The following is a 25,946-nucleotide window of genomic DNA, read 5'->3' on the forward strand; positions in this document are numbered from 1 at the left end:
TCAATCTTTCCACTTATGAATAAAAAGCTAACACCACCATCGTTATATTTGCTTCCCTCAATGTAGCGATCGTTTTTAGAACCTGAGACGGTTCATAAGAGCCATTTTTTAATCCTTGTCTATACAAATTTTATCCACACACTCATCCCGCTTATGACGTGCAAGGGAGTGGTTTTGATTGATTCAAGATAAGCAGGTTTGAAATAAGAGAATCTTACGGTATTTGGGACTCTCATTCAATATGAATAACGATAGATTATCATCTATAAATCAATATCTTGCCTAAATAAGAAGCTTCCCCCAATGAATCTTCTATTTTACTGCTTGAAAATATCATTTTGAGATGTGTTGAAGAGAAGATCAAAATATCCCTTTCATTATATTACACAAACATATTTAAGTGAAAACGATAATTTATTTCCAAAGAGATGTTTAAAAAGAGCCAAAATTTTTATATTTCAACTCTCTTCATAAAAAAAATCGAATGATATGAATCTGTAAGTGGCTAGGCGATAATAGCCTTGTACAATAATCAACGTAATCTATTTGATATTTTTATTTTTTACGATCGGAATTATTTAAAAACACAGGGTACGAACTATATTTCGTCCTTGAGAGTACGGCTTAATAACGCGTTAGCCGCTTCAGTTATATTTTTACCACAATAGAGAATTTGATAAATTTGTTCTACAATAGGCATTTCCACCCCAGTACGTTGTGCTAACGTGTACACTTCCTTGGTATTTAAGTACCCTTCCACAACTTGACCAATTTGTTTTTCCGCTTCTTTTATATCTATTCCTTGACCAAGAAGTATTCCAAAACGGCGATTACGCGACTGATTGTCAGTACATGTCAAAACCAGATCACCTAAGCCTGTCATTCCCATAAATGTGGAAAGCTCAGCACCCATAGCCCCCCCTAAACGACTGATTTCAGCTAATCCTCGTGTAATAAGAGCTATTCGTGCATTTGCTCCAAATCCCATGCCATCTGATATTCCTGCACCAATAGCAATAACATTTTTGACAGCCCCTCCTAATTGAACACCAATCATATCTGAGCTTTTATAAACTCTAAAACTTTTGTCACAATGAAACAGTTGCTGCAATTCTTTACCAAATTCAACATCAGAAGCTGCTATCGTCATTGCAGTAGGCCAACCAATAGCGAGTTCTTTAGCAAAAGTTGGTCCAGACAAAACAGCTAAAGGGATTTTTCCACCCAAAATCTCACGAGCAACTTCTTGTAAGAAACGTCCTGTACCATGTTCTAAACCTTTCGTTGCCCAAATAACGCGTGAATGTTGATCCAAATAAGGCTGAATATTACACAACACTTGATGAAATACATGGCTTGGAACAGCGATTAATATATTATCACTTGCTGTTATTGCAGTTTCAAGCGAAGTTTCGAGGAATAAATTTTCAGGAAATCGAATATCGGGTAAATATACTTGATTACAACGTTGTTCTCGTAATTTTTTGATATGTTGAGAATTATAGCCCCAAAGTAAAACATTATGACCATTACGAGCGAGAGCAATCGCTAATGCAGTACCAAAAGAACCCGCACCAATAACTGTCATTGCAATGGTTTTCATTAAGTTTTCTGATTATTCTCTAAATTACCAATTTCAACTACACATTATTATTAAAAATAACTTCAATGCTCTCTTTAATAAAATCCTGTAAAACTATAATGTTACCTCTTCGTAGCTTTATCACACACAACCTGAAAAGTTGTTTTTCACGCTCTTTTTCTCTGGACTGAATTGTACAAAAACCATTCTTTGTAGATTCTACAAACAGCTATTTGCCTGAAAAAATTTGATTAAATATTCAATGGACTATCTTGTTAAAAATAAAAGCATATTTAAAATTATGATACTCATTCCACTGATATCTTACACTTAGCCCCCTCTTCATATCCTACGAATCTCTGCAACACCTCCTGTGGAGCTGATACATGCCGCATCAGCTCCACAGGTATTTCTCACTCCTGTTCTACAGGAGGGTGCATATTTGGAACTTGCTCCACGGGCACTTCTGAACCAGGTACTTGACCTACAGGAGTTTGTATACTTGGAACTTGCTCCATTGGCACTTCTGAACCAGGAGCCTGATCTACAGGAGTTTGCATACTTGGAGCTCGCTCTATGGGCACTTCTGAACCAGGTATTTGATTTACAGGAGTTTGCACACTTGGAGCTTGCTCTAGGGGCACTTCTGAACCAGGTATTTGATTTACAGGAGTTTGCACACTTGGAGCTTGCTCTAGGGGCACTTCTGAACCAGGTATTTGATTTACAGGAGTTTGCACACTTGGAGCTTGCTCTAGGGGCACTTCTGAATCAGGTAATTGACCTACAGGAGCTTGCATACTTGGAGCTTGCTCTAGGGGCACTTCTGAACCAGGTGCTTGATCTACAGGCGTTTGCGTACTTGGAACTTGCTCCATGGACATTTCTGAGTCCAATACCTTTTCTGGCTGTTTTCTTACGGATATATCTTTATTTGATAACTGCTCAGATACTGAAGAATCACCTACGCCTGATATTTCCGGTTCAATAACACGTCCTGAGCCCCCCATCATATTATAATTCAAATGAGAAATAGCCCACCACGTACCTCCAATAACAATAAAAACGCAAATAGCAGCAAACCATAAAGCACTTAAATTCCACTTGGCATCTGGACCAGAATTCAAATGTAAAAAGAAAACAATTTGTACTATAATCTGAATAAGTGCCATCCCAATAAGATAGATAACCTTTGTACTAATTGCCCAACTTTCCATCATTCCATACATCACAGGAATAAAAGAACCTAAGGTAAAAAATACAGCCAGAATAAAACCGACCAAATAGGAACCAACACTGGGACCATGTGTTTCATTTTGCATGCTCATCACAACGCTCCTAATAGATAAACCATGGTGAAAACACCAATCCATACAATATCAAGTAAATGCCAAAAAATGGAAAGACATGCTAAACGTGTTTTATTATTCTGATCTAAACCATTACGTCGAAGGTGAAAAAACATCACAACCATCCAAAGAAGACCGACACTTACGTGAAGCCCATGCGTGCCAACCAAAGCAAAAAATGCTGACCAATAAGCAGAGAGAATTTCCCGTCCAAAAAGCTGTAAACCCGTTGCAGGATCAATACCCGCATAAGCATTTGGATCGTAATAAAAGACTTCTCCCAATAATTCATGGAACTCGTAAAGTTCCATGGCAATGAAGCAACACCCAAATACAAAGGTTATAGCCATCCATAAACGCACACCACTGATGTTATTTTTATGGGCTTGTACCATTGCAAAGCCATAAGTGACGGAGGAAAACAACAAGAAAGCAGTCTCAACCAAAACGAACTTTAAATCTATAAACTCATTGCCCGCTTTACCACCACCATAAGAAGCAGAAAAGACAGCAAAACTTGAAAAAAGTGTCGAAAACAGAATCAAGTCTGAAAGAATATAGACCCAAAAACCAAACGTCATTACCGAGCTACTATCGTGGTGAAGTTCATCCACAGTACTCTCATTATTCATTGTTACAGCACTCATACTGTCACTCCTTGCTCTTTAAGAACAGCTGTAAAGGCATCTTCAGTTTTTTGCACTTCTTCAGCTGGAATATAGTAACCATGGTGATCACCTGTTAATGAATGACACACAAGCGTTGCAACAAAACCAACCAGTCCGATCGCAACAAGCCACCAAATATGCCAAACAAGGGCAAAACCAACAACTAATGAGAAGAAGCCAGCAATAATTCCAGCTGATGTATTCGATGGCATATGAATTTTTGTAAATCCACTTGTCGGCCGTTGATAACCACTTTTCTTCATATTCCAATAAGCATCATCAGACTGTATCTTCGGAAGGTGGGCAAAATTATAGGAAGGAGGCGGTGAAGAGGTAAACCACTCAAGCGTACGTGCATCACCCCAAGAATCATTTAATGTTACTGGTAAGTGACCTTTATGCTTAATACCATACCAAATCGCCAAAACAACCTGTAAGACAAAACAAAGGATACCAAGTAAGATAATCAAAGCACCCAGAGCAGCAATAATAAACATCGGCTGCCAACTAGGTTCCATGTAATGCTGAAGACGACGTGTTGCACCCATTAAGCCAAGCGCATAAACGGGGAAAAAGGCTAGGTAAAAACCAATAAACCAACACCAGAAAGATGCAATACCTAGTATGCGATTTGGTTTATAACCAAAAGCTTTTGGAAACCAAAAAGCAAGCCCTGCTAAATAAGCAAAAACCACACCTCCAATAATTGTATGATGGAAATGCGCTATCAAAAAGAGCGAATTATGAAACTGCCAATCAGCAGGAACAATAGATAATAAAACACCCGTTAACCCACCACCAACAAATGTAAAGATCATGCCCATACACCAAAGCATCGGAGGCTCAAAGCGAATCCGACCTTTATACATCGTGAGCAGCCAATTAAAGACTTTTACACCTGTTGGAACTGCAATGATCATCGTAGCAATACTAAAGAAGGTATTTACAGCTTCTCCGCCACCCATTGTAAAGAAATGATGTCCCCAAACAAGAAGCGAAAGAATCAAAATAACCACCATGGCCCATATCATGGACGTATAACCAAAGAGGCGTTTTGAAGAAAAAGTTGAGACAACTTCTGACACAATGCCAAAAGCAGGAACAACCAAAACATACACTTCAGGGTGGCCAAAAACCCAAACATAATTAATCCATACCATTGGATTTCCACCACCAACATTGGTAAAGAAATTCATGTTCAAATAACGATCACATGCCAAGAGTGCAAAAGCAACAGTTAAGACAGGATAAATAACGACAATAAGAACATTGCTGACAAAAGCACTCCAACAAAAAACAGGCATTCTCATCATTGTCATTCCAGGAGCACGCATTTTAATCATCGTTGCAATAAAATTCACTGATCCCATTGTTGTTGCAATACCAGAAAGCTGAAGAGACCATAAATAATAATCTACCCCTGTATCTGGACTCGTTTGCAATTCTGTAAAAGGTGGATACATCAACCAACCACCACGACCAAAATTACCAACACCTAGCGATATATTAATCAAAATCGCCCCAGCTGCCGTAATCCAAAAACCCAGATTATTTGCAAAGGGAAAAGCAACATCACGCGCACCAATTTGAAGTGGTATAAGATAATTAAAAAGACCAAATAAAATAGGTGTGGCCATGAAAAAAATCATGATCGTGCCATGCGCCGAAAAAATTTGATCAAAATGCTCAGGGGGCAAATAACCTGCTGTTTCACTCCCAAGAGCTAAAGCTTGATGCGTTCGCATCATAAGCGCGTCCGCAAAACCGCGAACAAGCATAATAATTCCAAGAATTATATACATAATACCGATGCGTTTATGGTCAACAGTTGTAATCCAATTTCGCCATAAAATTCCCCACCACCTAAGCGCTGTTAAAGCTAAAACAGCAATCAAACCAATCACAACAATCGCGATACATGTATACAAAACGATTGGTTCATGTGCAAGCGCATGAAAAGCACCTGCCGTAGGATCTGTAAGTCTTCCAAACATTTCTCAACCCATTTCAAATGAAATTCAAGTTTAAAAGAAACCTTATATTAAAAGGGCTCTTTCCCTATTGATCCTTAAATAACATCAGGATCAAATACTGAACAAAGTGCACCCCACAGTGTCTGAGCAGCAGCACGCTTCATTAAATCTTCATTACATACCGTATTTTCATCGACACACCGATTAACAATACGATAGTAAAGCCGCTTCTCAACAGGTGCAAAATAACGAACTTCAGCATCTTTTTCCTTCGCAGCAATATCACCCATACGAGGCGCAATAGAAAGTTGACGATAAGACGCACGATCAAGAGCCCGTCCATTAGCCCGAGCTTTCACAATCCAATCCTCAAAATCCTGCGAAGACACAGAATGCCACTTAAACCGCATCCCTGAAAAACCATCACCGCTGTAATTTGCTGAGGTTCCTTTGAATACTCCCTGTTCTTCAGCGACCAAATGCAACTTGGCATTCATCTGCGGCATAGCGTAAAGAACTGTCCCTAATTTAGGAACCCAAAAGGCATTGACAGAATTTTCTGACGTCAATTGCAATAAAACTTGACGTCCTTTAGGTGCATAAATTTCATTGATGGATGCAACGCCATGTTGAGGATAAATAAAAACCCATTTCCAATCAAGCGCTACAGCATCAATCTGCAATGGCTCTCCTTCACCCACAACCTCTACTGGAAGAGGATTTGTAGGCTCAAGCTTATAGGTATAATAAGCTGTTAATGAACCTAAAACCATTACGATTACAATCGGGATACCCCACATTACTGCTTCAATTTTATTTGAATGCGCCCAGTCAGGAGAATAACTCGCTTTCGTATTCGATGCACGATATTTTATCGCTAAAAATACCACACTCACCATAACTGGAATGACAACGCAAAGCATAACAAGTACACAAGCAATAATCAAAATGAGCTGTTGACGTGCGACATAACCTGACGGCTGAAGGACATCCATTTTACAACCAGTCAAAAACAGTGCTCCCCCTAAAACTACAAGCATTTCTAATTGTCTAATACAGCTTCTCATCTTTATTTACCCCCGTCATACGCACTAAAAATCATCATAAATATAATACCTCGTATTGTACAGATTTGAAAATAATTATCAAGTGAATTCAATGCCTATATTCCTCTTATCCAACGCTTACTCTTTACCTTTTACAATTTATTAATCGTTTTGCAATATACTCAAGCGCAAACCGATATCCATCACTTCCGCACCCACTTATAATAGCATCTACACCTGCAGATGTGTAAGAATGATGACGAAAAGCCTCACGTTGATAAATATGGGATAAATGAACTTCTACTTTCGGTCCTGAAAACATTTTTAAAGCATCAAGAAGTGCAACAGATGTATGGCTGTAAGCCGCAGGGTTGATGATCAATCCAGAACTTAGCCCTATTGCCTCCTGTATCCATTCTACTAGCTGTCCCTCATAGTTACTTTGATAAAAATTGATGATAACATCGGCTCTTTTTGCCCATTCTCTGCAAATCTTTTCAATATCTTTTAAAGTTTCAGTTCCATAAATTTTGGGCTCACGTTGACCCAAAAAATTTAAATTAGGACCATTTAAAATCGTTATCATAACAGACATATTAAGCCTTTTCTTCTCGAACACCACTTATTAAAAATATTTAGCATATTTTTTACAGCAATAAAGCGCCATCCTTAATCTCGAAAAATTCTGCGCGTCCTTTTAAGTCATCAAATAAAAGACGGTCTGTTCCTGTCATAAATGTTTGCACAGATAAATCATCAAGAATATCAAATAAAGCAGCACGTCGATGTGAATCAAGATGAGCTACCATTTCATCAAGAAGAAGAATGGGAGCCCTTTCCGAGATCATACCTGTTAGACGTGCATGACACAAAACCAAACCTGTCAGTAGCGCTTTTTGTTCACCTGTTGAACAAGATGTTGCTGCTCTATTTTTATCCGCATAAAAAACTTTTAAATCTGTGCGATGTGGTCCTTCTAATGTCCGCCCAGCAGCACGATCCATAGCGCGATTACGCCGCAACAAATCACAAAATTGCTCTTCAACTTCAATCGCTGATATTCCACCAAGAGCTGTTTCTAAAAAGCCATCAATTTGCAAAAAAGCTCGTGGAAAGGGTATCTGAGATGGCATTTGTATAAACATGTCATTTAAAAGTCGAATAACATCAATACGCGCCGCAGAAATAGCTGTCGCTAATTCTGCCATCTGCTTTTCTAAAGCATTAAACCAAGCAGTGTCTTCACGTCCATCCAAAAATAAACGATTCCGTGCACGCATCGCCTTATCATAATCAGCTATGCGGCGACTATGCAAAGGATCAATTGCCAAAACCATACGATCCAAAAAACGACGGCGTTCAACTGACGGTCCTGTAAAAAGACCATCCATAGATGGTGTTAATATACTAATATGACAATAATCTGTTAAGCAATCACTTGGCTCATTCACACCATTAATATGGACCTTTCGACTGTTATCGCTAACCTCCAAAGCAGTACCGATCTTTACTTCACCATAAAGAGCACATTCAAGACATGCAAATACAACAAATCCTTCACCGCCTCCATCTATAAAGCTAATGTCAGAATACGCAGCCCGTCGCAAACCACGACCCGGAGAAAGAAAAGATAAAGCCTCTAAAAGATTTGTCTTACCAGCACCGTTGTGGCCAGTAAAAACCACATGCTGACCTGAAAAATGAATATTAAAAAAAGAATAATTGCGATAACGTAAAAGCTTCAGCTGCCTCACAGACACTTTGTGCACATGACTTTCCATGCATTGCAAAACAATCGCCCCTAAACGCGAATAGGCATCAGCACATAGAGTACATCCGCATCATCATTATCACGAATCAGAGCTGGCGCTCCAGCTTCAGCCAACATAAAAACCATCTCATCGCTTGAAAGCTGCCCAGCAATATCCAAAAGATAACGTGAATTAAACCCTATCTCAAGAGGTTCCGATGTGTAAGTTACCGATAATTGATCTTCCGCACTGCCCGAATCAGGACTATTAACAACAAGCCTTAACTGTCCATGCTCAATCGTTAACTTAACTGCACGCCCCCGATCACTCGAAATCGTTGAAACACGATCAACTGCAGAAGAAAAATCCTGCCTATTAACAACTAATTCTTTATCATTTCCAAGAGGGATAACACGCTGATAATCTGGAAACGTTCCATCAATTAACTTTGATGTAAAAATCACAGAACCTACAGAAAAACGAATCTTTGTCTCTGAAAGCTCTATACATACATCACCATCATTTTCTTCTGAAAGAAGTTTTTGCAACTCCCCTACAGCTTTACGAGGAACAATAACACCGGGCATTCCTTCAACGCCTGAAGGCGCTTCCATCTCAACTTGTGCCAAACGATGACCATCAGTCGCAACCAAACGCAGTTTCAAAACATCATCGTTAATAACATGGAAGTAAATACCATTAAGATAATAGCGGGTTTCTTCAGTAGAAATGGCAAATTGCGTACAATCAAGTAAATGCTTCAACCCTGATGCCGAGAGAGAAAAGCGATAACCAAACTGCCCAGGAAGTGACTCTGGAAAATCTGCCTTCGGAAGACATTGAATCTGGAAATGTGCACAACCCGAAACAACGGACATTGTACCTGCCTGATTTTCATCAACGGATAATACAACTTCATTGCCATCAGGAAGTTTCCGAATGATATCATAGAGCAAATGTGCCGGAACAGTTGTTGCTCCAGCGTGCTCGACATTGACTGTAAAAGATTCTGTAATCTCTAAATCAAGATCTGTTGTCTTTAACTGCACATGAGCATTTTCTGCATCAATGAGCACATTCGATAAAATAGGAACAGTATTACGGCGTTCTACCACACGGTGAACACGACCAAGAGACTTGAGAAATTGATTGCGATCCACTGTAATACGCATAAAAGCCCCGTATGATTTACCAAAAAACTATAAAAATTCTTTAGAATTAAAATAACAGATCCTTTTTAAAGAATCGTCTGCTAGAGTCTATTAAACCTCTTTTAAAATGGCAAGTCACTCCTGCAATAAGAAAAAAAATCCTTTCATTAAATTCTTCAAAGTTTCTTCAAAAAAAGGAATGATCAAGGCTATACAGCCTGCTCTCCAATCAACCGCTTCAGCAATTCAAGTTCCTTGGCCAAGGTCTGATCACCACAAACTAAATCTTCAATTTTACGCACAGCATGTAAAACTGTTGTATGATCACGCCCACCAAAACGGCGTCCTATTTCTGGCAACGAGCGAGGAGTGAGTACTTTCGCTAAATACATTGCAACTTGTCGTGGCTTCACAACCGTACGTGTTCGACGATTAGATAACAAATCCTGTTTAGAAACGTTATAATGGCGTGCTACCGTACGCTGAATTTCTTCAATCCGAATGCGCTTAGGTTCACCTGGACGGGTCAAATGACCTAATAACTCATCAATCCGTTCTAAAGATAAATCAGACTCAAAAGATTGACGAAATAAAAGCTGGTTAAATGCGCCTTCAATATCACGTCCCGACCCTAAAACCGTTTTCGCAATATATTCCAAGACATCATCAGAAATTGATATCATGCCATCATCTTGCTGCGCCACCTTCAACCGCTGACGCAACATTTGCAAACGCATTTCATAATCCGGTGCTTCAATTTCAAGAGCAACCCCTCCCTGAAGACGAGACCGAACACGAAGATCAAGCGATTCTAATTCTGCTGGTGGACGATCTGCAGCGACAACAACCTGTTTTGCACTATCAAGCAACATATTAAGCAAATGGCAAAATTCATGTTGTATCGACTTACCCTGCAAAAACTGCATATCATCAATAATCAAAAGGTCGATGTCGCGGAGCTGTTCTTTAAAAGAAAGAGCATCATTATCACGAATAGCTGTTGCAAAACGCCACATAAAATATTCAGCTGTTAAATAAATAACACGCGCAGACGTTAAACGCTTCAATGCAGAAGCGGCAATTGCTTGAAGCAAATGCGTTTTTCCCAAACCAACAGATGCATGAATAAAAAGAGGATTAAAACGTAAAGCACTTTTATGTCCCTCTGCAATTGAACGCGCTGCTGCTAAAGCAACACGATTAGAAGCCCCCTCAACAAAACTTTCAAAGGTATAACGAGAATCAAGTGGAGATCCAAAAACTCCCGCTTGAGAACTCTTGACTGAATGCTCTGCACAACTCTCAACAAAAGATGAAGTCGCCTGCTCCTCCAACACAGTAGAAGATGTACTTGTTTTACAAACAACATCTTTTGAAATGCGTTCCATACCGCGAACGATGACTTCAACACGAAGAATTGCTGAGTTCTCTTGTTTCCATAAATGAGTCAAAAGAGAACCGTAGTGATTATTAATCCATGAACGTAAAAAAGCTGTAGGAACAGAAAGCTTTACAAGAGTATGACTATACTCAGCAAGTTTCACACGACCAAACCAACTGGTATAAGCTTCAATACCAACCTGCGCCTTTAATTGTGCCATAACACGGATAAAAGCCGCCGCACTCTCCTCCTCTGAAACAATAGAATGCCCTACAGAAGCATTTCTACAAACAACCTCATCTCCCTCCGTCATCCTATTCTTTATTATGTTCTCTGCCGACAGGATATTCACCGAAACCCTTTTAAAGGAACTAGCTTTAGAGTTCAATTTATCCACCATCTTCCATCCTGATAAAAATAAAATTTTGTCCTACCAAACAGCTAAAATAAATCCAGCGAAGGCAAAACGCCCTACCAAAAATAAGATTATTCATCCTCCCCTAGGATAGCATCATCACAACCCCACTAACAAAGATGACCAATAAAATTTACTTGCACGCATGATATGACCCACCCTTCTACAATGGTAAACATACCAATTAAGAAAACTAAAAAACCACCAGAAAACTTATCCAACACAAAAGCCTAGAAAAGCCTAAACTAAAGCATTTTATATTCAACAAAATACAGGATAATGCGCTGATGTGACCCCTTCATGCTTTTTAATCTTCATGATGACCATACAAAACAGCAGAGGTAAAATGCAAGAGGTCAAAATAAAATCAAAAGCCCCAAAAAAATGTTATAAAAATGCTTATTTCAATGAGGAATGAGAAAAATAATTGATTCAATTCATTTTTTTTCTCTGAATTTACTAATCGTTAAAGAATCTCTTCAGATTAAAAAAAAAAAATAAAATGCTTGACAAAAAAGACTCTGTAAAAATCCACAAAGCTTGTGGATAACCATACTCCCCCTATAAACTTTCTCTCATTTTTTGAAAGGAGAATCGCTGTCGATTCTTATTTTCAATAGAAGCTTTTTGAAATAATAAATAAAAAGCCAGCATCCTTACGGATACTGGCTTATTTCTTAATAAAATAAAAAAACTTAAACGTTAAGAGCTTTTAAACGTCTCGCTAAACGCGATACCTTCCTTGCAGCAGTATTTTTATGAAAAACCCCTTTAGAAACCGCACGCATAATCTCAGGCTCAAAATTCTTAAATGCAATTTCTGCAGACGCCTTATCACCCCCTGCTAAAGCATCATCAAACTTACGCATAAAAGTACGAACGCGTGAACGGCGGGCCTTATTAACCTGTGTGCGTGCTGCAACCTTGCGCACCGCTTTTCGAGCAGAAGGTGTATTCGCCATAAATATAATCTCTCTTTCAACACCTTGGTAAAATAAGTCTCAATAACAACTCTACCAATGTAAACAAACCTAATCCAAGCAAAACTATAAAGCTGCTTTATAACTTGTGTGGCTTATAGCGCAATGTCAAAGCCAACGTCAATTAAATTTTCAAAAACAGACATAAAAAAACGACGCCAAATTCTTTGATCTGAAACTTTATAGCTTAGTCGTTTGAAGATATTCTTCAACAAACAAGGGCATTTAAATGGCTAGCTTGCGCAAGACATATTGCAAAATTCCACCATGATGCAAATAATCTAGCTCATCTTCAGTATCAACACGGCATAATAACGGAACGGTTTTTACCGTACCATCAGAAAAAGTAATTTTCGCTACAGTCTTTTGACGAGGTTTCAAGTTATGAATCCCTTCAATTGTCACCTTTTCATCTCCCTTTAAGCCTAAAGATTTCCAACTTATCCCCTCCTCAAAGACAAAAGGGACAATGCCCATACCAACAAGATTAGAGCGATGAATCCTTTCAAAAGATTGCACAATCACCGCCTTGATACCAAGAAGATTAGTCCCCTTGGCAGCCCAATCGCGTGATGATCCATTACCATATTCAATACCTGCAAAAACAACGAGCGGAATACCTTCTTGTTTATACGTCATTGCTGCATCGTAAATGGTTTGTTCTATCGCTGATGGATAATGAACCGTATAACCTCCTTCTCGACCATTTTCTCCTAACATAAAATTACGAATGCGGATATTAGCAAAAGTTCCACGAACCATAACTTCGTGATTCCCACGACGCGTCCCATATTGATTAAAATCAGCCACGTTGACCCCATGATCCATTAAATACTTTCCAGCAGGAGAAGCTGCCTTAATAGAACCAGCAGGAGAAATATGATCTGTCGTGATTTTATCACCAAATAAACCTAAAATCCGTGCATCCTTAATATCTGGTAAGATATCAGGCGTTTTCTTCATATCATCAAAATAAGGTGGATTACGGACATATGTGGATTGCTCATCCCAAGAATAAGTAGACCCCGTAGGGATCTGAACTTTTTGCCAATTTTCATCTCCCTTAAAAACATCTGCATACTTTTCAGCAAAAACCTTACGCGTAACATTTTCTTCGATAAACGCCTGTATTTCTTGAGATGTTGGCCAAATATCTCTCAAGTAAATCGGGTGACCATCTGAATCTTCACCAAGAGGTTCCTTGGTTAAATCTTTACACACCGTCCCAACGAGCGCATGTGCAACAACTAATGGGGGAGAAGCTAAATAATTTGCTTGAACATCAGGGGAAACACGTCCTTCAAAATTACGATTTCCTGAAAGAACTGCTGATGCAATGACACCATTGTCATTAATCGTTTTAGAAATAGCTGGATGCAAAGGACCAGAATTTCCTATACATGTTGTGCACCCAAACCCTACTAAGTTAAATCCTAATGCATCTAAATCTTTTTGAAGACCCGAATTTTTAAGGTAAGCTTCAACGACTTGTGAACCAGGTGCAAGGGAAGTTTTTACCCATGGTTTGCTTTTGAGACCTTTTGCCACTGCATTTCGTGCCAAAAGACCTGCTGCAATAAGAACACTTGGATTCGATGTATTTGTACAAGAAGTAATCGCAGCGATCACCACATCACCGTGACTAAGCGTATATTCCTCACCTTCAACCTGATAATGCGCATCTTGTCCTGAAGTTTTCTTATAATCTTCGACCAATGCCTTCTTAAAACCTTGTCCAACATTTTCCAATGCCATACGCCCTTCAGGACGTTTCGGACCAGCCATAGAAGGAACAACCGTTCCCATATCTAATTCAATTGTATCACTAAAAATGGGATTAGCTACCCTTTCATCATGCCACATCCCTTGTGCTTTCGAGTAAGCCTCCACTAGGGCTATTCGATTTTCATCACGCCCTGTCATATTGAGATAGCGCACTGTCTCTTTATCAATTGGAAAAAAGCCACAGGTTGCTCCATATTCAGGTGCCATATTCCCAATCGTCGCCCGATCAGCAAGCGTCATATGCTCCAAACCAGGGCCGAAAAATTCAACAAATTTACCAACAACGCCTTTTTGGCGGAGCATTTGGGTTACCGTCAATACGAGATCGGTCGCTGTTACACCTTCTTTAAGCTTCCCTATAAGACGAAAACCAATCACTTCAGGTAACAACATAGAAACAGGTTGGCCTAACATTGCCGCTTCGGCTTCAATGCCACCAACACCCCAACCTAAAACACCCAAACCATTGACCATCGTCGTGTGCGAATCAGTTCCCACGCAGGTATCAGGATAAACTGTCTTCTCCCCCTCTTCACTCTTCATCCACACACATTGTGCTAAATATTCAAGGTTAACCTGATGACAAATCCCCGTACCTGGAGGAACAACGCGAAAATTTTGAAAAGCTTGTTGTCCCCATTTCAGGAAACGATAACGTTCACCATTGCGCTCATATTCATGCTCAACATTTTCCTTAAAAGCCATGGGCGTGCCAAAATCATCAACAATAACTGAGTGATCAATGACGAGATCAACGGGTATGAGAGGATTAATTTTTTCAGCATTACCACCAAGTTTGACCATAGCATCACGCATTGCAGAAAGATCAACAACCGCCGGAACACCAGTAAAGTCTTGCATAAGAACACGTGCAGGGCGGTAGGCAATTTCTGCCCCTGCGCTCCCTTTGTCGCTTAACCATTTAGCAACATTGAGGATATCCTCTTTTTTAACCGTGCGACCATCTTCAAAGCGTAATAAATTTTCGAGAATAACCTTCATCGAAAACGGCAAACGCGAAATTCCTTCAAGCCCATTCTTCTCCGCTTCGATCAAGCTATAATAAGTATATTCTTTCCCATCAACATTTAACATTCTGCGACAATTAAAGCTATCAATGTGAGTCATGACTGTCCACCCTCATACTAAAAACTACCCAATTTCCAGGAATGAACAACACAAACTACGAGTCAAGGTCGCAGCTTGAGCGCAGACGCAATTACCTCCGCCATCCACTTCCCCCTCCACCTTTCATCGGTAAATGCGGAAATCAGCGCCAAAAACCATTCTACACCAGATCTTGATGTAACACACCCCTTATAAAACTATTTCTAGAACTATTCTAGATACAATTGCATAAAAAACGTGTTTTTTTATTCTATAATGCAATAAAGAATAGGAAAATGAAAAATAGGCAATCACATGATGTTATCAGGCAAAGATTTAGCAGCTTACAGAAACGAGGAAATTCTGTTCAAAGATCTTTCTTTTCGTTTATTTCCACAGCAACTGATGACGATCACTGGACCAAATGGCATCGGAAAATCTACACTACTTCGAATCATTGCCGGTCTTCTTGAAGCTGCTGAAGGTCATATCATGCTTAAAGACTATGAACAAAGTTATCCTGTTACAACTGCGTGTCATTATCTCGGCCCTCAAAATGCCATGAAACCTCTTTTATCTGTCATTGATAATTTGCAATTTTGGGCAGAGTTTTATGGACAACCTCTATACTCCCCCTACGAAGTCCTTGCCGATATCGGTCTTTCTGATCTTGAATATTTACCCTTTAAAACTCTGTCAACTGGACAGCAAAGGCGTGTCGCTCTTGCCCGCCTTTTGCTTTCCTATCGTCCTCTTTGGATTTTAGATGAACCAATATCAGCGCTTGATAGCCATGCTCAGAAACGCTTTACTCGTATTTTCCAGCGTCATCTCAATCAAGGTGGTATGATTATCGCCGCAACCCATCATTCTTTAGGTATTCCAGAAAACTATAACATCCCTCTGGAAAAATTTTTACCTCTCTAGGAGAGAATAAAATGAAAGCACTGTTCTGGCGTGATCTTAAACTATTATTAGCGCCACAATCCTCTGCGCTATCAGGACTATTGTTTTTCATTGCCGTTGTGATCATAACCCCCTTTGCCATTGGACCAGATCCCAAAATTCTTGCAAAAATAGGGCCAGGAATATTGTGGTTTGGTGCCCTTCTTGCAGGACTCCTTAATCTGAATAAACTTTTTCAAATCGATCGCGATGATGGCAATCTCGACCAATTTATTCTTTCAGGGCAAAGACAAAGTTTTATGCTAATTGTCTTTACTAAATGCATCGCCCATTGGATAGGAACAATGCTTCCTCTCATTTTTGCTACGCCTATTTTGTCCCTCATGCTCCACTTAGATGTAACGATAACTTTTACAACAATACTGACCCTTTTATGCGGAACACCAGCTATTATTTTTATTGGCGCCATAGGAGCAGCACTTGCAAGCTCATTGTTGCATAGCACTCTTCTTATTTTCATTATTATCTTGCCGTGGATCATTCCAATTATGATTTTTGGTGTTTCAGCTGCTACAGCCCCAACAAATCCAAATGCTTCTTTTCTCTCTTCCCTAGCTCTTCTGAGTGCTTTTTCACTTTTTTTGAGTCTTTTTAGCTCTTTTATTGCCGCTCTAACGCTTAAGCTTTTGTCAGAATAATAAAAGATGATTGCCGCATAGCAAAACTATGCCTATGATGAATCTCATGAATGAAATATCTTACACACATAAAATGAGGTCACTCCCTATAAGTTTTACCCGTTTTATGAAAATAAGCAAAATGATTTTGCCTTGGTTCACCAGCATAACATTATGTTTCCTTATCTTAGGGCTTATTCTTGTAATGCATTCTCCTGATGACTATCAACAGGGTATGACTGTTAAGATTATGTACCTTCATGTACCCTTTGCGTGGTTGTCTACATTCTGTTATATAACAATGAGTGCAGCAGCATTAGCAAATTTGATTTGGAAATATCATCTTGCTGATGTGGCGCTCAAATGTGGTGCGCCCATGGGGGCAATTTTTACCGCTTTGACTCTCATGACAGGAGCACTTTGGGGGAGACCTACATGGGGAACATGGTGGGTCTGGGATGCACGGTTAACATCAGTTTTAATTCTGCTTTTTATCTATCTTGCTATTATCCTGCTTGGACGTGCTTTCGACAACCAAATAAAAGCCGCTCGCGCTACTGCAATTCTTACACTCGTTGGATTTGTTAATATCCCTATTATTAAATTTTCTGTTAATTGGTGGAATACATTGCATCAACCAGCATCATTGTTACGCGCTGGAGGACCTACAATCGACAATGCTATGTTATGGCCCCTTATAACAATGCTCTTTTGTTTCAGCTTTATGTTTATTACGCTCTATTTGATGGCTATGCGAAATGAAATCAATTGTCGTTATATCCAAATACTTCAGATGGAAAAATCTCGTCGTGCACAACAACAGGACTCTTCATCATGCTCGACCTAAATGGCATCCAAAGCGGAATTCTAGGAAATCTGTCTTTGAAAATTGACTTTTTCCTTGGAAACCTTAAACACGAGCAAATTGTTATTTTAAGCTATATGCTCTCTGCAATATCCCTTTTCTGTCTCATTGGATATATTCTTTGCAAAGCCCTCTCCCAAAAAAAAATTCTCAAACAGCTAAACGACAAAGAGCTGCCACAAAAAGAAAAGTAGAATGAAGAACATCCCTTCAAAACTTAAAAAAAATATATCTTTGCCTGTTTTGTTGGTTCTTTTTGGACCATTTGTGCTTTTTCTTCTACTCATGGTGTTTTTTTTCAATTTTATGGATAAAAAATACCCTCAAGATTCTTCTCTTCTCCCCAATGCATTGGCTGGAAAACCTGCTCCCAATACGCATCTTCCTCTCCTTGATAAGGAAAGTTATTTTAATTCAAAACAATTTAAAGGACGTGTCACATTAGTTAATTTTTGGGGTTCTTGGTGTTTGCCTTGTCGCAAAGAGCATCCTCTTCTTATGAAAATTGCACAAGATAATCGTTTTGATCTGATTGGTATTAATTATAAGGATAATAAAGCAAACGCTCTGCGCTTTTTAAATAATTTTGGTAATCCTTTTAAATTGATTGGCTTTGATGTTTCAGGATATACAGCCATTGATTGGGGAGTATATGGCCCCCCAGAAACCTTTCTCTTGAATAAAGAGAGCATCATTATTGCCAAACATATTGGTCCCTTAACATGGCAAATTTATCGAAAAAAAATTCTACCAAAAATTGAACAAGCGCTCATGACAGAAGAAAAATAAAATATCAACATTTTGATTTTAAATAATAATTTACTTCTTATCTCTTAAGTGAAAATATCCAATGCTATGAGTATTTTTTCAATTTTTTTATATTGAATCAAAAAAATGCTTAAAAAAGGCTAAAAATACCTTTTATGAAATCATCTAAACGTAAAAATAATTGGCCGTATTGTAAGTAAAAAATATAATCATACAGACCGATAAGAACATAAAGTTTTATCCATACTATGCACGCTATTTTATTGATACGAATCCTTATTCTTTTTAGGAAATTTTACAATAGAATTACCCTTGTTGAGGCAAAAAATATGTAAAAAAATATCTGTAGAGCAAACATTCAAAATATGAAAGAATTTTAAGTGGTATTCGTGTTTCTTCAGCAATTAAATATCTATTTTGTAACTTTATTTTTGATTATTTGGACAAAAACAGTATTGTCATGGAAACATTGCTGAATTAGCAAGAGCGATCAACTGGCATTTTCAAAATCATAGAGTGTTTTGTCTTCACTTTTTTATTTGAAATGCATATCGTTATAAGGAGACTTCATCACTATTCTCATCTTTAAAATAACAAATCCATTCCTTTACAACGTCATTGTTATATTCATTTCTAGCGCACTATCTGGTTTGCAAGAATCTCTATCACCTCTATATGGAGTCTTTTTTATACGTTCTTAATTCTCTCGATAATTTCTCTTATGATCACAAAAAATGCTTTTTTGACTCTTAATTAAGATAAATTCGAATAAGAAAATATAACTATAATCAAAAAGATTTATTTAACAGAATAAGGTCATTTATAAATAAAAATCAACATATTAATGAATACTATAAAAGGATTTATTGTAAGAAATATTCTAAAAGTTCATATCCGCTGCTTAAACTTTTATGACATGAATAAAATACGCTTTTGTTGCAATCATCATTTTTATAAATAATTTTACTATGTTTTTTCTTCCAAAAACTCTTGTGCTGTAAAACGATACGTTTCTGAGCAAAATTCACATGTGACTGAAATATATTTATTTTTAACCATTTTATTACGCTCATCAATAGGAAATCCTGCTAAGATTCCTTTAATTTTTTCGCGTGAGCAAGAACATTGATCGACAAGAGAAAAAGGATTAAAAACTCTAACACCTCGTTCATGAAACAGACGGAATAAGAGCTGTTTACTCCCGACGTGGGGATCTGTTAATTCTGCACTTTCAATCGTTTTCATGAGTATTTTAGCTTCTTGCCATTGGTTCTCCAATTGGGTGTGAGTTTTCGTTTGTTCTCGCTTTTGATGAGGATCATATACTTTATGATGAGACGATGCTTGAGGCAAAAGCTGGGCCAAAATACCTCCAGCTCGCCAGCTTTTCTGCGGCTTTCCTTGGTTGTCACGATTAATTAATATAGCAACAGCCAAACGGATATCGGTAGGAATTTGCTCTGATTGATCAAAATAAGTTCGAGAAACTTCTTGTAAATTTGATCCATCTAATGCAACAATCCCTTGATAGGGTTGCATGTGGGGACCTTGATCAATCGTGAAAGCTAAAGTGCCTTTTCCTAAAAGTATTTCTGAAGAGGCTTGATCCTTATCTATTGCTTGTTGAAGCCGTTCTTTATCAAAACGAGCGTATCCACGTAAACTGGAAGGAGGAGAAAAATCACATACCAACATATTAACCGGTCCATCGGAATGGGTTTGTAAAATAAACTTTCCTGTAAGCTTCAGAGAAGTTCCAAGTAGCACAGTTAAAAGTAAAGCTTCTGCCAAAAGATAAGAAACCGGTTCAGGGTATTGATGTCTTGTGAGAATAGAATTTAAAGTTTCCCCAAGTTGTACAGCACGTCCACGGATATCGAGTTCTTCGACTTGAAAAGGAATAACAGTATCATCTTCATGCAAGGAGATGTTGTTAAGAGAGGCGTCATCTTTAGCTTGTTCACTCATGGCTTTGCCTTTTATATGATTTGTTGTAGGTAGGCTATTGTGGAGAGAAAAACGCATCTTGTAAACACCAAGAAAGAATTGCTTTTTGAGCATGAAGACGATTTTCAGCCTCATAGAAAACAACTGAATGTAATCCATCAATCACAGTATCGACAACTTCTTCACCACGATGAGAAGGAAGACAATGCATAAAAAGAACATCAGGTTTGGCTAATTTCATGAGAGCTGCATTAACTTGATAAGGCTGAAAAATAGAATAACTGCAAGCACGAAATTCTTGTCCTATAGAGCCCCATGTATCGATCATAATACAATCCATCTTAAGCCGCTTTTTGGGAATTATGGATTAGTGTAAGATGTTCTGCCCGCTCACATGTCTAATGTATAAATTGCTCTTTGAGTTCACTGCCCTTTGGAATAGCAACGCGCAAATGAAAACCAAAAAGAGCCGCAGCATCAATTAAGGAATGGAGCACAATTATTACCATCCCCCATCCATGAAAATATTTTGCCCGCAATTGGCCCCTCGATGTTCTTCATAGGTTAAGATGTCTGCTAGAATTTAGCAAGGATGTGGATCATCTGTAAGGGCATTAATGATAGGAATTTGTGCATATTGTGCTAATTCAAGCATATGCTGATGTTTTGTTGTTCGCAATATCACGATATCTACAAAACGGGATAAAACGCGTGCTGTATCAGCGATGGTTTCACTATAACCAAGCTGCATTTCTGACCCCGTGAGCATAATTGTGTCTCCCCCAAGCTGGCGCATACCGATATCGAATGAAATACGGATTCGTGTAGATGGTTTTTCAAAAATCATCGCCAGTGTTTTACCGATAAAAGGTTTTGAACTTTCCCCTGCTTTAAAAGATGCTTTAAGGATTTTTGCATAATCGATCAGTGCACGTGCTATTGCTGGCGTTAAAATCGATAAATCCGTGAAATGACGAAGAGCTTTTATCATGTGTATGATATTTGTCCTTCTTTATTGATTTGCGAAAGATAAGAAATTGCTTTTTCAATACGATACAAGCTTTCATCTATTTCTTCTTCCCTAGTGATAAGAGGAGGTAATAAGCGTACGACATTGTTGTTGGCAGCAACACTTAAGAGATATTCATTTTCCAAAGCATTAACGACAAGATTTGAAGGTACAACACACTGAATGCCCACAATAAGACCCATTCCTTGGACTGCACAGATAATATCAGGATAGATATTGAGAATGTGCAAAAGCCCCCTTTTTAATTTATCCCCCATACGCTGAACATGGTTGAGAAAACTTGGCTCTAATAGAATATCAAGAACACTACTTCCTACAGCCATTCCAAGCAAATTTCCGCCAAAGGTTGAACCATGGGTCCCAGGCGTCATACTTTTTGCAACTTTATCCGTTGCAAGGCAAGCACCCAATGGAAATCCACCTCCCAATCCTTTTGCGAGGGTAAGAATATCAGGCGTGACATCACTCCATTCATAAGCAAAAAGCTTTCCTGTTCGTCCCATGCCCGTTTGAACTTCATCAAAAATCAACAATAGACCATTATCATCGCATATTTTGCGCAAAAATCTTAAATATTCATGAGAAACCGTTCGTATTCCTCCTTCTCCTTGAATAGGTTCAATAAGAATAGCAGCGGTATTTTCATTAATAGCGTTACGCAAAGCGATTTCATTACAAAAAGGGACTTGAATAAAGCCACCAGCTTTAGGTCCAAAGCCTTCAAGATACTTTTCATGCCCAGTCGCAGCAAGTGCTGCGAGTGTACGCCCATGAAATGCCCCTTCAAACGTAATTATTTCAATGCGTTCTGAGTGACCCGCAGCATAGTAATAATGACGTGCCGTTTTAAAGGCGCATTCCAATGCTTCAGTGCCTGAATTGCAGAAAAAAACCTTATCCGCAAAACTATTTGCACAAAGACGTGTGGCAAGAGCTGTTTGTTCGGGAGATTGAAAAAGGTTAGAAATATGCCAAAGTTTTTCAGCTTGTCTTTTGAGCGTATCAACCAATTTTGGATGGGAATACCCTAATACATTAACAGCAATACCAGATGTGAAATCAAGATAATGTTCTCCTTTATCGGAAATAAGCCATACACCATGCCCCTGTTTAAAATGCAAATTTCGTCGCGCGAAGCATTCATAAAGTGGTTGTATAGAGATAGGATCCATCATTATTTCCTTTATACTTTAACCTTTTCAACATATATATACAGAGAAACACTACAAATAAAAAACATGATACATTTCGTTATGATGCTTTCAACATTTCACTAGATTAATGATTACACCTATGTAATAGATCATTACACCAATTGAAAAAAAGTCAATGAAGGTTCTACAAATAAGCATTTTGGGAAAAAGCCTTACACAAAAGTGAAAGTTTGACCTATGATTGATTTGCAAGTTGGGGAAAACATTCTAAATAAATCCTTCAAGATGCAAAGACTCTTGTCATAGAGTGAGTGTATATTGTAGTTTATGATATAATAAGCAAGATGATGTATTTTAATTTGTAAGTTCCACAGGTTGGATGATTTTTTTATGCGTACTTAGAGCATTAAACTCTTTCATTAAGTGCATTGAAAAAATTCTTGAAACATTTGAAGATGCAAAGGAGAAGCATCTTAGTGACGTAATTGGAATGGAGTGCTGATATGGGTTGGACATGTGAACGCGTTGAGCTTCTTAAGAAGCTTTGGAGTGAAGGGTTAAGCGCAAGTCAAATTGCTGCTCAATTAGGTGGGGTCAGCAGAAATGCAGTCATCGGTAAAGTGCATCGACTAAAATTGCCAGGGCGTGGCAAGACAGCACCAGGAAGTGCGCGTACGCAAAAAACTCCTGCTGGAAGTAGTCCATCGTCTCCGCGTACACGTCGCAACACATCCACAGTATCGCCAATAAACACACCATCTATCAACCTTGAAGAAACAACTTTAAAAACAGAATTTTTAGCAGAAGATGTAAAAGAAGTTGATATGTCCACAAAATCTAATGTAGTGGTGCCTATATCACGTCAACTTAATCTGCTTCAATTGAGTGAAAATACATGTAGATGGCCGGTTGGCGATCCATTATCAGCCGATTTTCATTTTTGTGGTGCCGATTCTGATGAAAATAGCCCCTATTGTGCTTTTCATGCTAAGCTAGCATTTCAACCAATATCTGAAAGACGGCGAATAAGAATATAAGATCCGAGATATTATTTTATATTCTGCACTTTCTGCGCCTCATTATTCAATTTCAATGATCGAATTATTATGAGAAAGAAATTTGATGAGGCTTTTAATGAATGAGAACGTTTCTTCCTGAAAATGTTCAACGAAATTGTATCTTTTAGTGTTATTGCGCAGCTATATATTATAAGATCGTGTTCTTGTTTATTTTCACGATGCTCTTTAATTTAGTTATACTACTTTTAAAACTATCCATAGGAATATATTTGGAATAATGCAGTTTTTCAATTTATCATGTTTTTATTCTTCGGGTACTTAATAGAATAATGTCGTGATTTATAAAAAATAATTTATTGTTTGGCAACCCGAGTGAAATCCAAAAATATCTTTCTCATTTTGAGCTCTCTTATATTGATATCAATTAAATTTTTTCGTTTGCGCGTCACAAGCGAAAGGAGCCATGTAGAGTAAAAACACTGAAAGAAAAGCACGCCCTCTTATAACCTCTCTCAAGTGCCAAGTATTTCGCAATACTAAGGGGCTATCAGGTGTGTGATGGTGCCTGACTTGCAATTTTATTAGGCGTAAAGATGGAGACATATAACAAATTTTTACGCTTCATGAAGATTCCTATTTTTCGTGCCCTGCTGCCATAGGAATAAGCTTGAAAATATTAAGAGATATTTCTCTTAAAATAAGCACATGAATATGCAATATAAGTTATTCTACTTGAAGCTTTCTGTTTTGTGTGAATGGTGCAATGCCCTTAAACCGTAAAAAACAAAAGCATGATGCAATGTGTGTAAGACAAATAGTTTTTATAAAAAATTAAAAATGAGGAAATATTGTATTCACATCTCTTACGCAAGAGATGGAAATTATAATTATAAGTCAATATGTTATTATACTCTTCTATGATCTATAATATGCAAAATCTTTTAAAATCAATATCGAACCTGAAACGACTACAATAGCATCACATTCCTTTTCCCGAAACAAAACGACGCAACCAAACATAAAGCGCACCTTCACCGCCATGCTGACGCGCTGCTTGCTCAAACGCATGAACATAATATCGAAAAGCTGGTGTTGATAACCAATACGGAACAAATCTATATAAAGCCCCATCACTGCCAACGGATCGGCCTTTTCCTGTAATCACAAGGACATAACGCAATCCACTTTGCTGAGAGGATTGTAGAAATTTTTTTAAGAAAAAATAAGCTTCTTCCTGCATATAACCGTGAAGATCAAGACGTGCCTCAAGAGGATAACGACCTTGGGAAATTTTACGATGTGCAACATGATCAAAAAAATGAATCTTATGCGCTTGTGTAACTGCTCTCTTTTCTTTTTTAATAATTTTCGCGTGTTGTTTATTTTCCTGAGAAGCTGAGAGAATTTGAGTTATATACTGCTTTTTATCATTAATATTTGCAATCACTTCTGAAATAGAAGAGGGCCTCTTGCTATGAAGCGGCATTGTCGTGCGACAAACCATCTCCCATAAAAGGCGATCTTGGGAAGCCAATAAATCTCTTTTTTGTCTCCATTCCATTGAGGACATTTTAATTTCTCATAAATCATTGAGTGCTTATGGAAGAAAAAAGTATTTTAATTTTCATCTTCTGTAGCAAAAAGCTTCCAGTTTGGATCCGGTGATAAGCTATTACGGACAAAAGTCCAAATATCCTTAATTTCTACAATAGTATCAGGATCACCATCGATACGTTCACCCTGTTCATTATAAGTAACAGAAATCATCTCACTGACAATACGTATCGTTAAAAATTCATCCTTTTCTTGTATTGCTGCCGCAACAAATTCGATCTTGTTAATTCCAACAAAAGTAAACTCTATTTTTTCCTTGTGTTCTTCTCGTTGCTCAATAACCGTACAAAAGCTCTCAAAAACATCATGACAAAGCAAGCTTTTAAGTTGATGTCGATCACCTTTAGCAAAAGCTGTTACAATCATTTCATAAGCAATTTGTGCACCTTTTATAAACAATTGAGGAGAAAAATGAGGATCAATTCTACGCAATGCTCGCAAATTTTCATTCAAAATACCTCCCTCTGGTGCAATCTCATCAATTTCACTAAAATCACCTTTTTGTGAATTTTTCTGATGAGGGAACGAAACCATATTATCAGCCGTTTCTGCCTCAGCTTGTTTTTTAGAGCGATGTGAATAAGGATCAAAGGGAGGCTTTTCAAATCCAATGCGCTTCCCTAATACACTACGGAGTTGCACAAAAATAACAACCATAACAACAAGAGCGATAACAAGTATAACGTCAAATTCCATGGGCGCTGTCAATCTCCAAAGTCTAAGTCTGTAATAAACATTGCAGTCAATACCATTTATCAATAAATATGTAAAATAGGGA

At 38.1% G+C, this 25,946-nt stretch carries 21 protein-coding genes and 1 pseudogene; 6 read left to right on the forward strand and 16 right to left on the reverse strand.

Annotation, left to right across the window (positions count from 1 at the left end; genetic code table 11):
• Positions 1-598 precede the first annotated feature (598 nt).
• The 11 genes from gpsA to acnA form a co-directional block, all read right to left on the reverse strand.
• Positions 599-1,603, reverse strand: coding sequence for an NAD(P)H-dependent glycerol-3-phosphate dehydrogenase (gene gpsA, locus B5V81_RS01540; RefSeq protein ID WP_212111532.1), 1,005 nt, complete (start codon positions 1,601-1,603; stop codon positions 599-601).
• Between the two features lie 392 nt (positions 1,604-1,995).
• Entirely contained in the window at positions 1,996-2,904 is a 909-nt protein-coding gene (gene cyoD / locus B5V81_RS01545; RefSeq protein ID WP_244979335.1) for a cytochrome o ubiquinol oxidase subunit IV, read from the reverse strand.
• 5 nt (positions 2,905-2,909) lie between these two features.
• Positions 2,910-3,578 (reverse strand): cytochrome (ubi)quinol oxidase subunit III, encoded by a 669-nt coding sequence (locus tag B5V81_RS01550; RefSeq protein ID WP_212111536.1) that lies wholly within the window; start codon positions 3,576-3,578, stop codon positions 2,910-2,912.
• Entirely contained in the window at positions 3,575-5,593 is a 2,019-nt protein-coding gene (gene cyoB, locus B5V81_RS01555; RefSeq protein ID WP_212111538.1) for a cytochrome o ubiquinol oxidase subunit I, read from the reverse strand. The genes B5V81_RS01550 and cyoB overlap by 4 nt, the downstream gene beginning before the upstream one ends.
• A 74-nt stretch (positions 5,594-5,667) precedes the next feature.
• Positions 5,668-6,639: a ubiquinol oxidase subunit II gene (cyoA, locus tag B5V81_RS01560; protein ID WP_212111540.1), complete on the reverse strand. Its 972-nt coding sequence runs from the start codon at positions 6,637-6,639 to the stop codon at positions 5,668-5,670.
• Between the two features lie 124 nt (positions 6,640-6,763).
• Positions 6,764-7,213: a type II 3-dehydroquinate dehydratase gene (aroQ, locus tag B5V81_RS01565; protein WP_212111542.1), complete on the reverse strand. Its 450-nt coding sequence runs from the start codon at positions 7,211-7,213 to the stop codon at positions 6,764-6,766.
• 52 nt (positions 7,214-7,265) lie between these two features.
• Positions 7,266-8,399, reverse strand: coding sequence for a DNA replication/repair protein RecF (gene recF / locus B5V81_RS01570; protein ID WP_212111905.1), 1,134 nt, complete (start codon positions 8,397-8,399; stop codon positions 7,266-7,268).
• 20 nt (positions 8,400-8,419) lie between these two features.
• On the reverse strand, positions 8,420-9,541 hold the full coding sequence (dnaN, locus tag B5V81_RS01575; RefSeq protein WP_212111543.1) for a DNA polymerase III subunit beta: 1,122 nt from the start codon (positions 9,539-9,541) through the stop codon (positions 8,420-8,422).
• A gap of 188 nt (positions 9,542-9,729) precedes the next feature.
• Positions 9,730-11,301 (reverse strand): chromosomal replication initiator protein DnaA, encoded by a 1,572-nt coding sequence (gene dnaA / locus B5V81_RS01580; protein ID WP_212111545.1) that lies wholly within the window; start codon positions 11,299-11,301, stop codon positions 9,730-9,732.
• Between the two features lie 710 nt (positions 11,302-12,011).
• Entirely contained in the window at positions 12,012-12,278 is a 267-nt protein-coding gene (gene rpsT / locus B5V81_RS01585; protein ID WP_212111547.1) for a 30S ribosomal protein S20, read from the reverse strand.
• 243 nt (positions 12,279-12,521) lie between these two features.
• Positions 12,522-15,209, reverse strand: coding sequence for an aconitate hydratase AcnA (gene acnA, locus B5V81_RS01590; RefSeq protein WP_212111548.1), 2,688 nt, complete (start codon positions 15,207-15,209; stop codon positions 12,522-12,524).
• 294 nt (positions 15,210-15,503) lie between these two features.
• Between acnA and ccmA the strand changes: the two genes are divergently transcribed.
• Genes ccmA through B5V81_RS01610 form a run of 5 tightly spaced genes read left to right on the forward strand, consistent with a single transcriptional unit; the run spans position 15,504 to position 18,425 of the window.
• Complete coding sequence (gene ccmA, locus B5V81_RS01595; RefSeq protein WP_212111549.1) at positions 15,504-16,115, forward strand: heme ABC exporter ATP-binding protein CcmA; 612 nt, start codon at positions 15,504-15,506, stop codon at positions 16,113-16,115.
• An 11-nt stretch (positions 16,116-16,126) separates the two neighbouring features.
• Positions 16,127-16,792 carry a heme exporter protein CcmB gene (gene ccmB / locus B5V81_RS01600; protein WP_212111550.1) on the forward strand — a complete coding sequence of 222 codons (666 nt, stop codon included), beginning with the start codon at positions 16,127-16,129 and terminating at the stop codon, positions 16,790-16,792.
• 46 nt (positions 16,793-16,838) lie between these two features.
• Positions 16,839-17,618, forward strand: coding sequence for a heme ABC transporter permease (locus B5V81_RS01605; RefSeq protein ID WP_212111552.1), 780 nt, complete (start codon positions 16,839-16,841; stop codon positions 17,616-17,618).
• Entirely contained in the window at positions 17,606-17,830 is a 225-nt protein-coding gene (locus B5V81_RS08735) for a hypothetical protein (protein ID WP_244979336.1), read from the forward strand. Before B5V81_RS01605 ends, B5V81_RS08735 begins: the two co-directional genes overlap by 13 nt.
• Position 17,831: 1 nt before the next feature.
• Positions 17,832-18,425, forward strand: coding sequence for a DsbE family thiol:disulfide interchange protein (locus tag B5V81_RS01610; protein ID WP_212111558.1), 594 nt, complete (start codon positions 17,832-17,834; stop codon positions 18,423-18,425).
• 945 nt (positions 18,426-19,370) lie between these two features.
• Here B5V81_RS01610 and B5V81_RS01615 read toward each other — a convergent pair.
• The 3 genes and pseudogenes from B5V81_RS01615 to B5V81_RS01625 form a co-directional block, all read right to left on the reverse strand.
• On the reverse strand, positions 19,371-20,372 hold the full coding sequence (locus B5V81_RS01615; RefSeq protein WP_212111560.1) for an Hsp33 family molecular chaperone: 1,002 nt from the start codon (positions 20,370-20,372) through the stop codon (positions 19,371-19,373).
• 34 nt (positions 20,373-20,406) lie between these two features.
• A pseudogene (argF, locus tag B5V81_RS01620) lies at positions 20,407-21,342 on the reverse strand (ornithine carbamoyltransferase).
• On the reverse strand, positions 21,339-22,553 hold the full coding sequence (locus B5V81_RS01625) for an aspartate aminotransferase family protein (RefSeq protein ID WP_212111562.1): 1,215 nt from the start codon (positions 22,551-22,553) through the stop codon (positions 21,339-21,341). The pseudogene argF and the gene B5V81_RS01625 overlap by 4 nt, the downstream one beginning before the upstream one ends.
• Before the next feature lie 485 nt (positions 22,554-23,038).
• On the opposite strand from B5V81_RS01625, the gene B5V81_RS01630 reads away from it, so the two are divergent.
• Positions 23,039-23,572 (forward strand): GcrA family cell cycle regulator, encoded by a 534-nt coding sequence (locus tag B5V81_RS01630; protein WP_212111563.1) that lies wholly within the window; start codon positions 23,039-23,041, stop codon positions 23,570-23,572.
• Between the two features lie 961 nt (positions 23,573-24,533).
• On the opposite strand, the gene B5V81_RS01635 is transcribed toward B5V81_RS01630, so the two are convergent.
• A complete protein-coding gene (locus B5V81_RS01635; RefSeq protein ID WP_212111566.1) occupies positions 24,534-25,124 on the reverse strand; it encodes a Smr/MutS family protein in 591 nt (196 codons plus the stop codon).
• Between the two features lie 47 nt (positions 25,125-25,171).
• Entirely contained in the window at positions 25,172-25,864 is a 693-nt protein-coding gene (locus tag B5V81_RS01640) for a Tim44/TimA family putative adaptor protein (RefSeq protein WP_212111907.1), read from the reverse strand.
• Between the last annotated feature and the right edge of the window lie 82 nt (positions 25,865-25,946).

This window comes from Bartonella queenslandensis, from assembly GCF_018155095.1.
Classification (GTDB): Bacteria; Pseudomonadota; Alphaproteobacteria; order Rhizobiales; family Rhizobiaceae; genus Bartonella; species Bartonella queenslandensis_B.

Bases quoted from the DNA above. Each gene is read 5' to 3' on its own strand.
- ccmB (WP_212111550.1), top strand. From the start codon at position 16,127: ATGAAAGCACTGTTCTGGCGTGATCTTAAACTATTATTAGCGCCACAA.
- cyoD (WP_244979335.1), bottom strand. From the start codon at position 2,904: ATGCAAAATGAAACACATGGTCCCAGTGTTGGTTCCTATTTGGTCGGT.
- B5V81_RS01635 (WP_212111566.1), bottom strand. From the start codon at position 25,124: ATGTCCTCAATGGAATGGAGACAAAAAAGAGATTTATTGGCTTCCCAA.
- dnaA (WP_212111545.1), bottom strand. From the start codon at position 11,301: ATGGTGGATAAATTGAACTCTAAAGCTAGTTCCTTTAAAAGGGTTTCG.
- B5V81_RS01550 (WP_212111536.1), bottom strand. From the start codon at position 3,578: ATGAGTGCTGTAACAATGAATAATGAGAGTACTGTGGATGAACTTCAC.
- B5V81_RS01610 (WP_212111558.1), top strand. From the start codon at position 17,832: ATGAAGAACATCCCTTCAAAACTTAAAAAAAATATATCTTTGCCTGTT.
- B5V81_RS08735 (WP_244979336.1), top strand. From the start codon at position 17,606: ATGCTCGACCTAAATGGCATCCAAAGCGGAATTCTAGGAAATCTGTCT.
- B5V81_RS01630 (WP_212111563.1), top strand. From the start codon at position 23,039: ATGGGTTGGACATGTGAACGCGTTGAGCTTCTTAAGAAGCTTTGGAGT.
- gpsA (WP_212111532.1), bottom strand. From the start codon at position 1,603: ATGAAAACCATTGCAATGACAGTTATTGGTGCGGGTTCTTTTGGTACT.
- rpsT (WP_212111547.1), bottom strand. From the start codon at position 12,278: ATGGCGAATACACCTTCTGCTCGAAAAGCGGTGCGCAAGGTTGCAGCA.
- aroQ (WP_212111542.1), bottom strand. From the start codon at position 7,213: ATGTCTGTTATGATAACGATTTTAAATGGTCCTAATTTAAATTTTTTG.
- B5V81_RS01625 (WP_212111562.1), bottom strand. From the start codon at position 22,553: ATGGATCCTATCTCTATACAACCACTTTATGAATGCTTCGCGCGACGA.
- ccmA (WP_212111549.1), top strand. From the start codon at position 15,504: ATGATGTTATCAGGCAAAGATTTAGCAGCTTACAGAAACGAGGAAATT.
- recF (WP_212111905.1), bottom strand. From the start codon at position 8,399: ATGGAAAGTCATGTGCACAAAGTGTCTGTGAGGCAGCTGAAGCTTTTA.
- dnaN (WP_212111543.1), bottom strand. From the start codon at position 9,541: ATGCGTATTACAGTGGATCGCAATCAATTTCTCAAGTCTCTTGGTCGT.
- acnA (WP_212111548.1), bottom strand. From the start codon at position 15,209: ATGACTCACATTGATAGCTTTAATTGTCGCAGAATGTTAAATGTTGAT.
- cyoA (WP_212111540.1), bottom strand. From the start codon at position 6,639: ATGAGAAGCTGTATTAGACAATTAGAAATGCTTGTAGTTTTAGGGGGA.
- cyoB (WP_212111538.1), bottom strand. From the start codon at position 5,593: ATGTTTGGAAGACTTACAGATCCTACGGCAGGTGCTTTTCATGCGCTT.
- B5V81_RS01615 (WP_212111560.1), bottom strand. From the start codon at position 20,372: ATGAGTGAACAAGCTAAAGATGACGCCTCTCTTAACAACATCTCCTTG.
- B5V81_RS01640 (WP_212111907.1), bottom strand. From the start codon at position 25,864: ATGGAATTTGACGTTATACTTGTTATCGCTCTTGTTGTTATGGTTGTT.
- B5V81_RS01605 (WP_212111552.1), top strand. From the start codon at position 16,839: ATGAATGAAATATCTTACACACATAAAATGAGGTCACTCCCTATAAGT.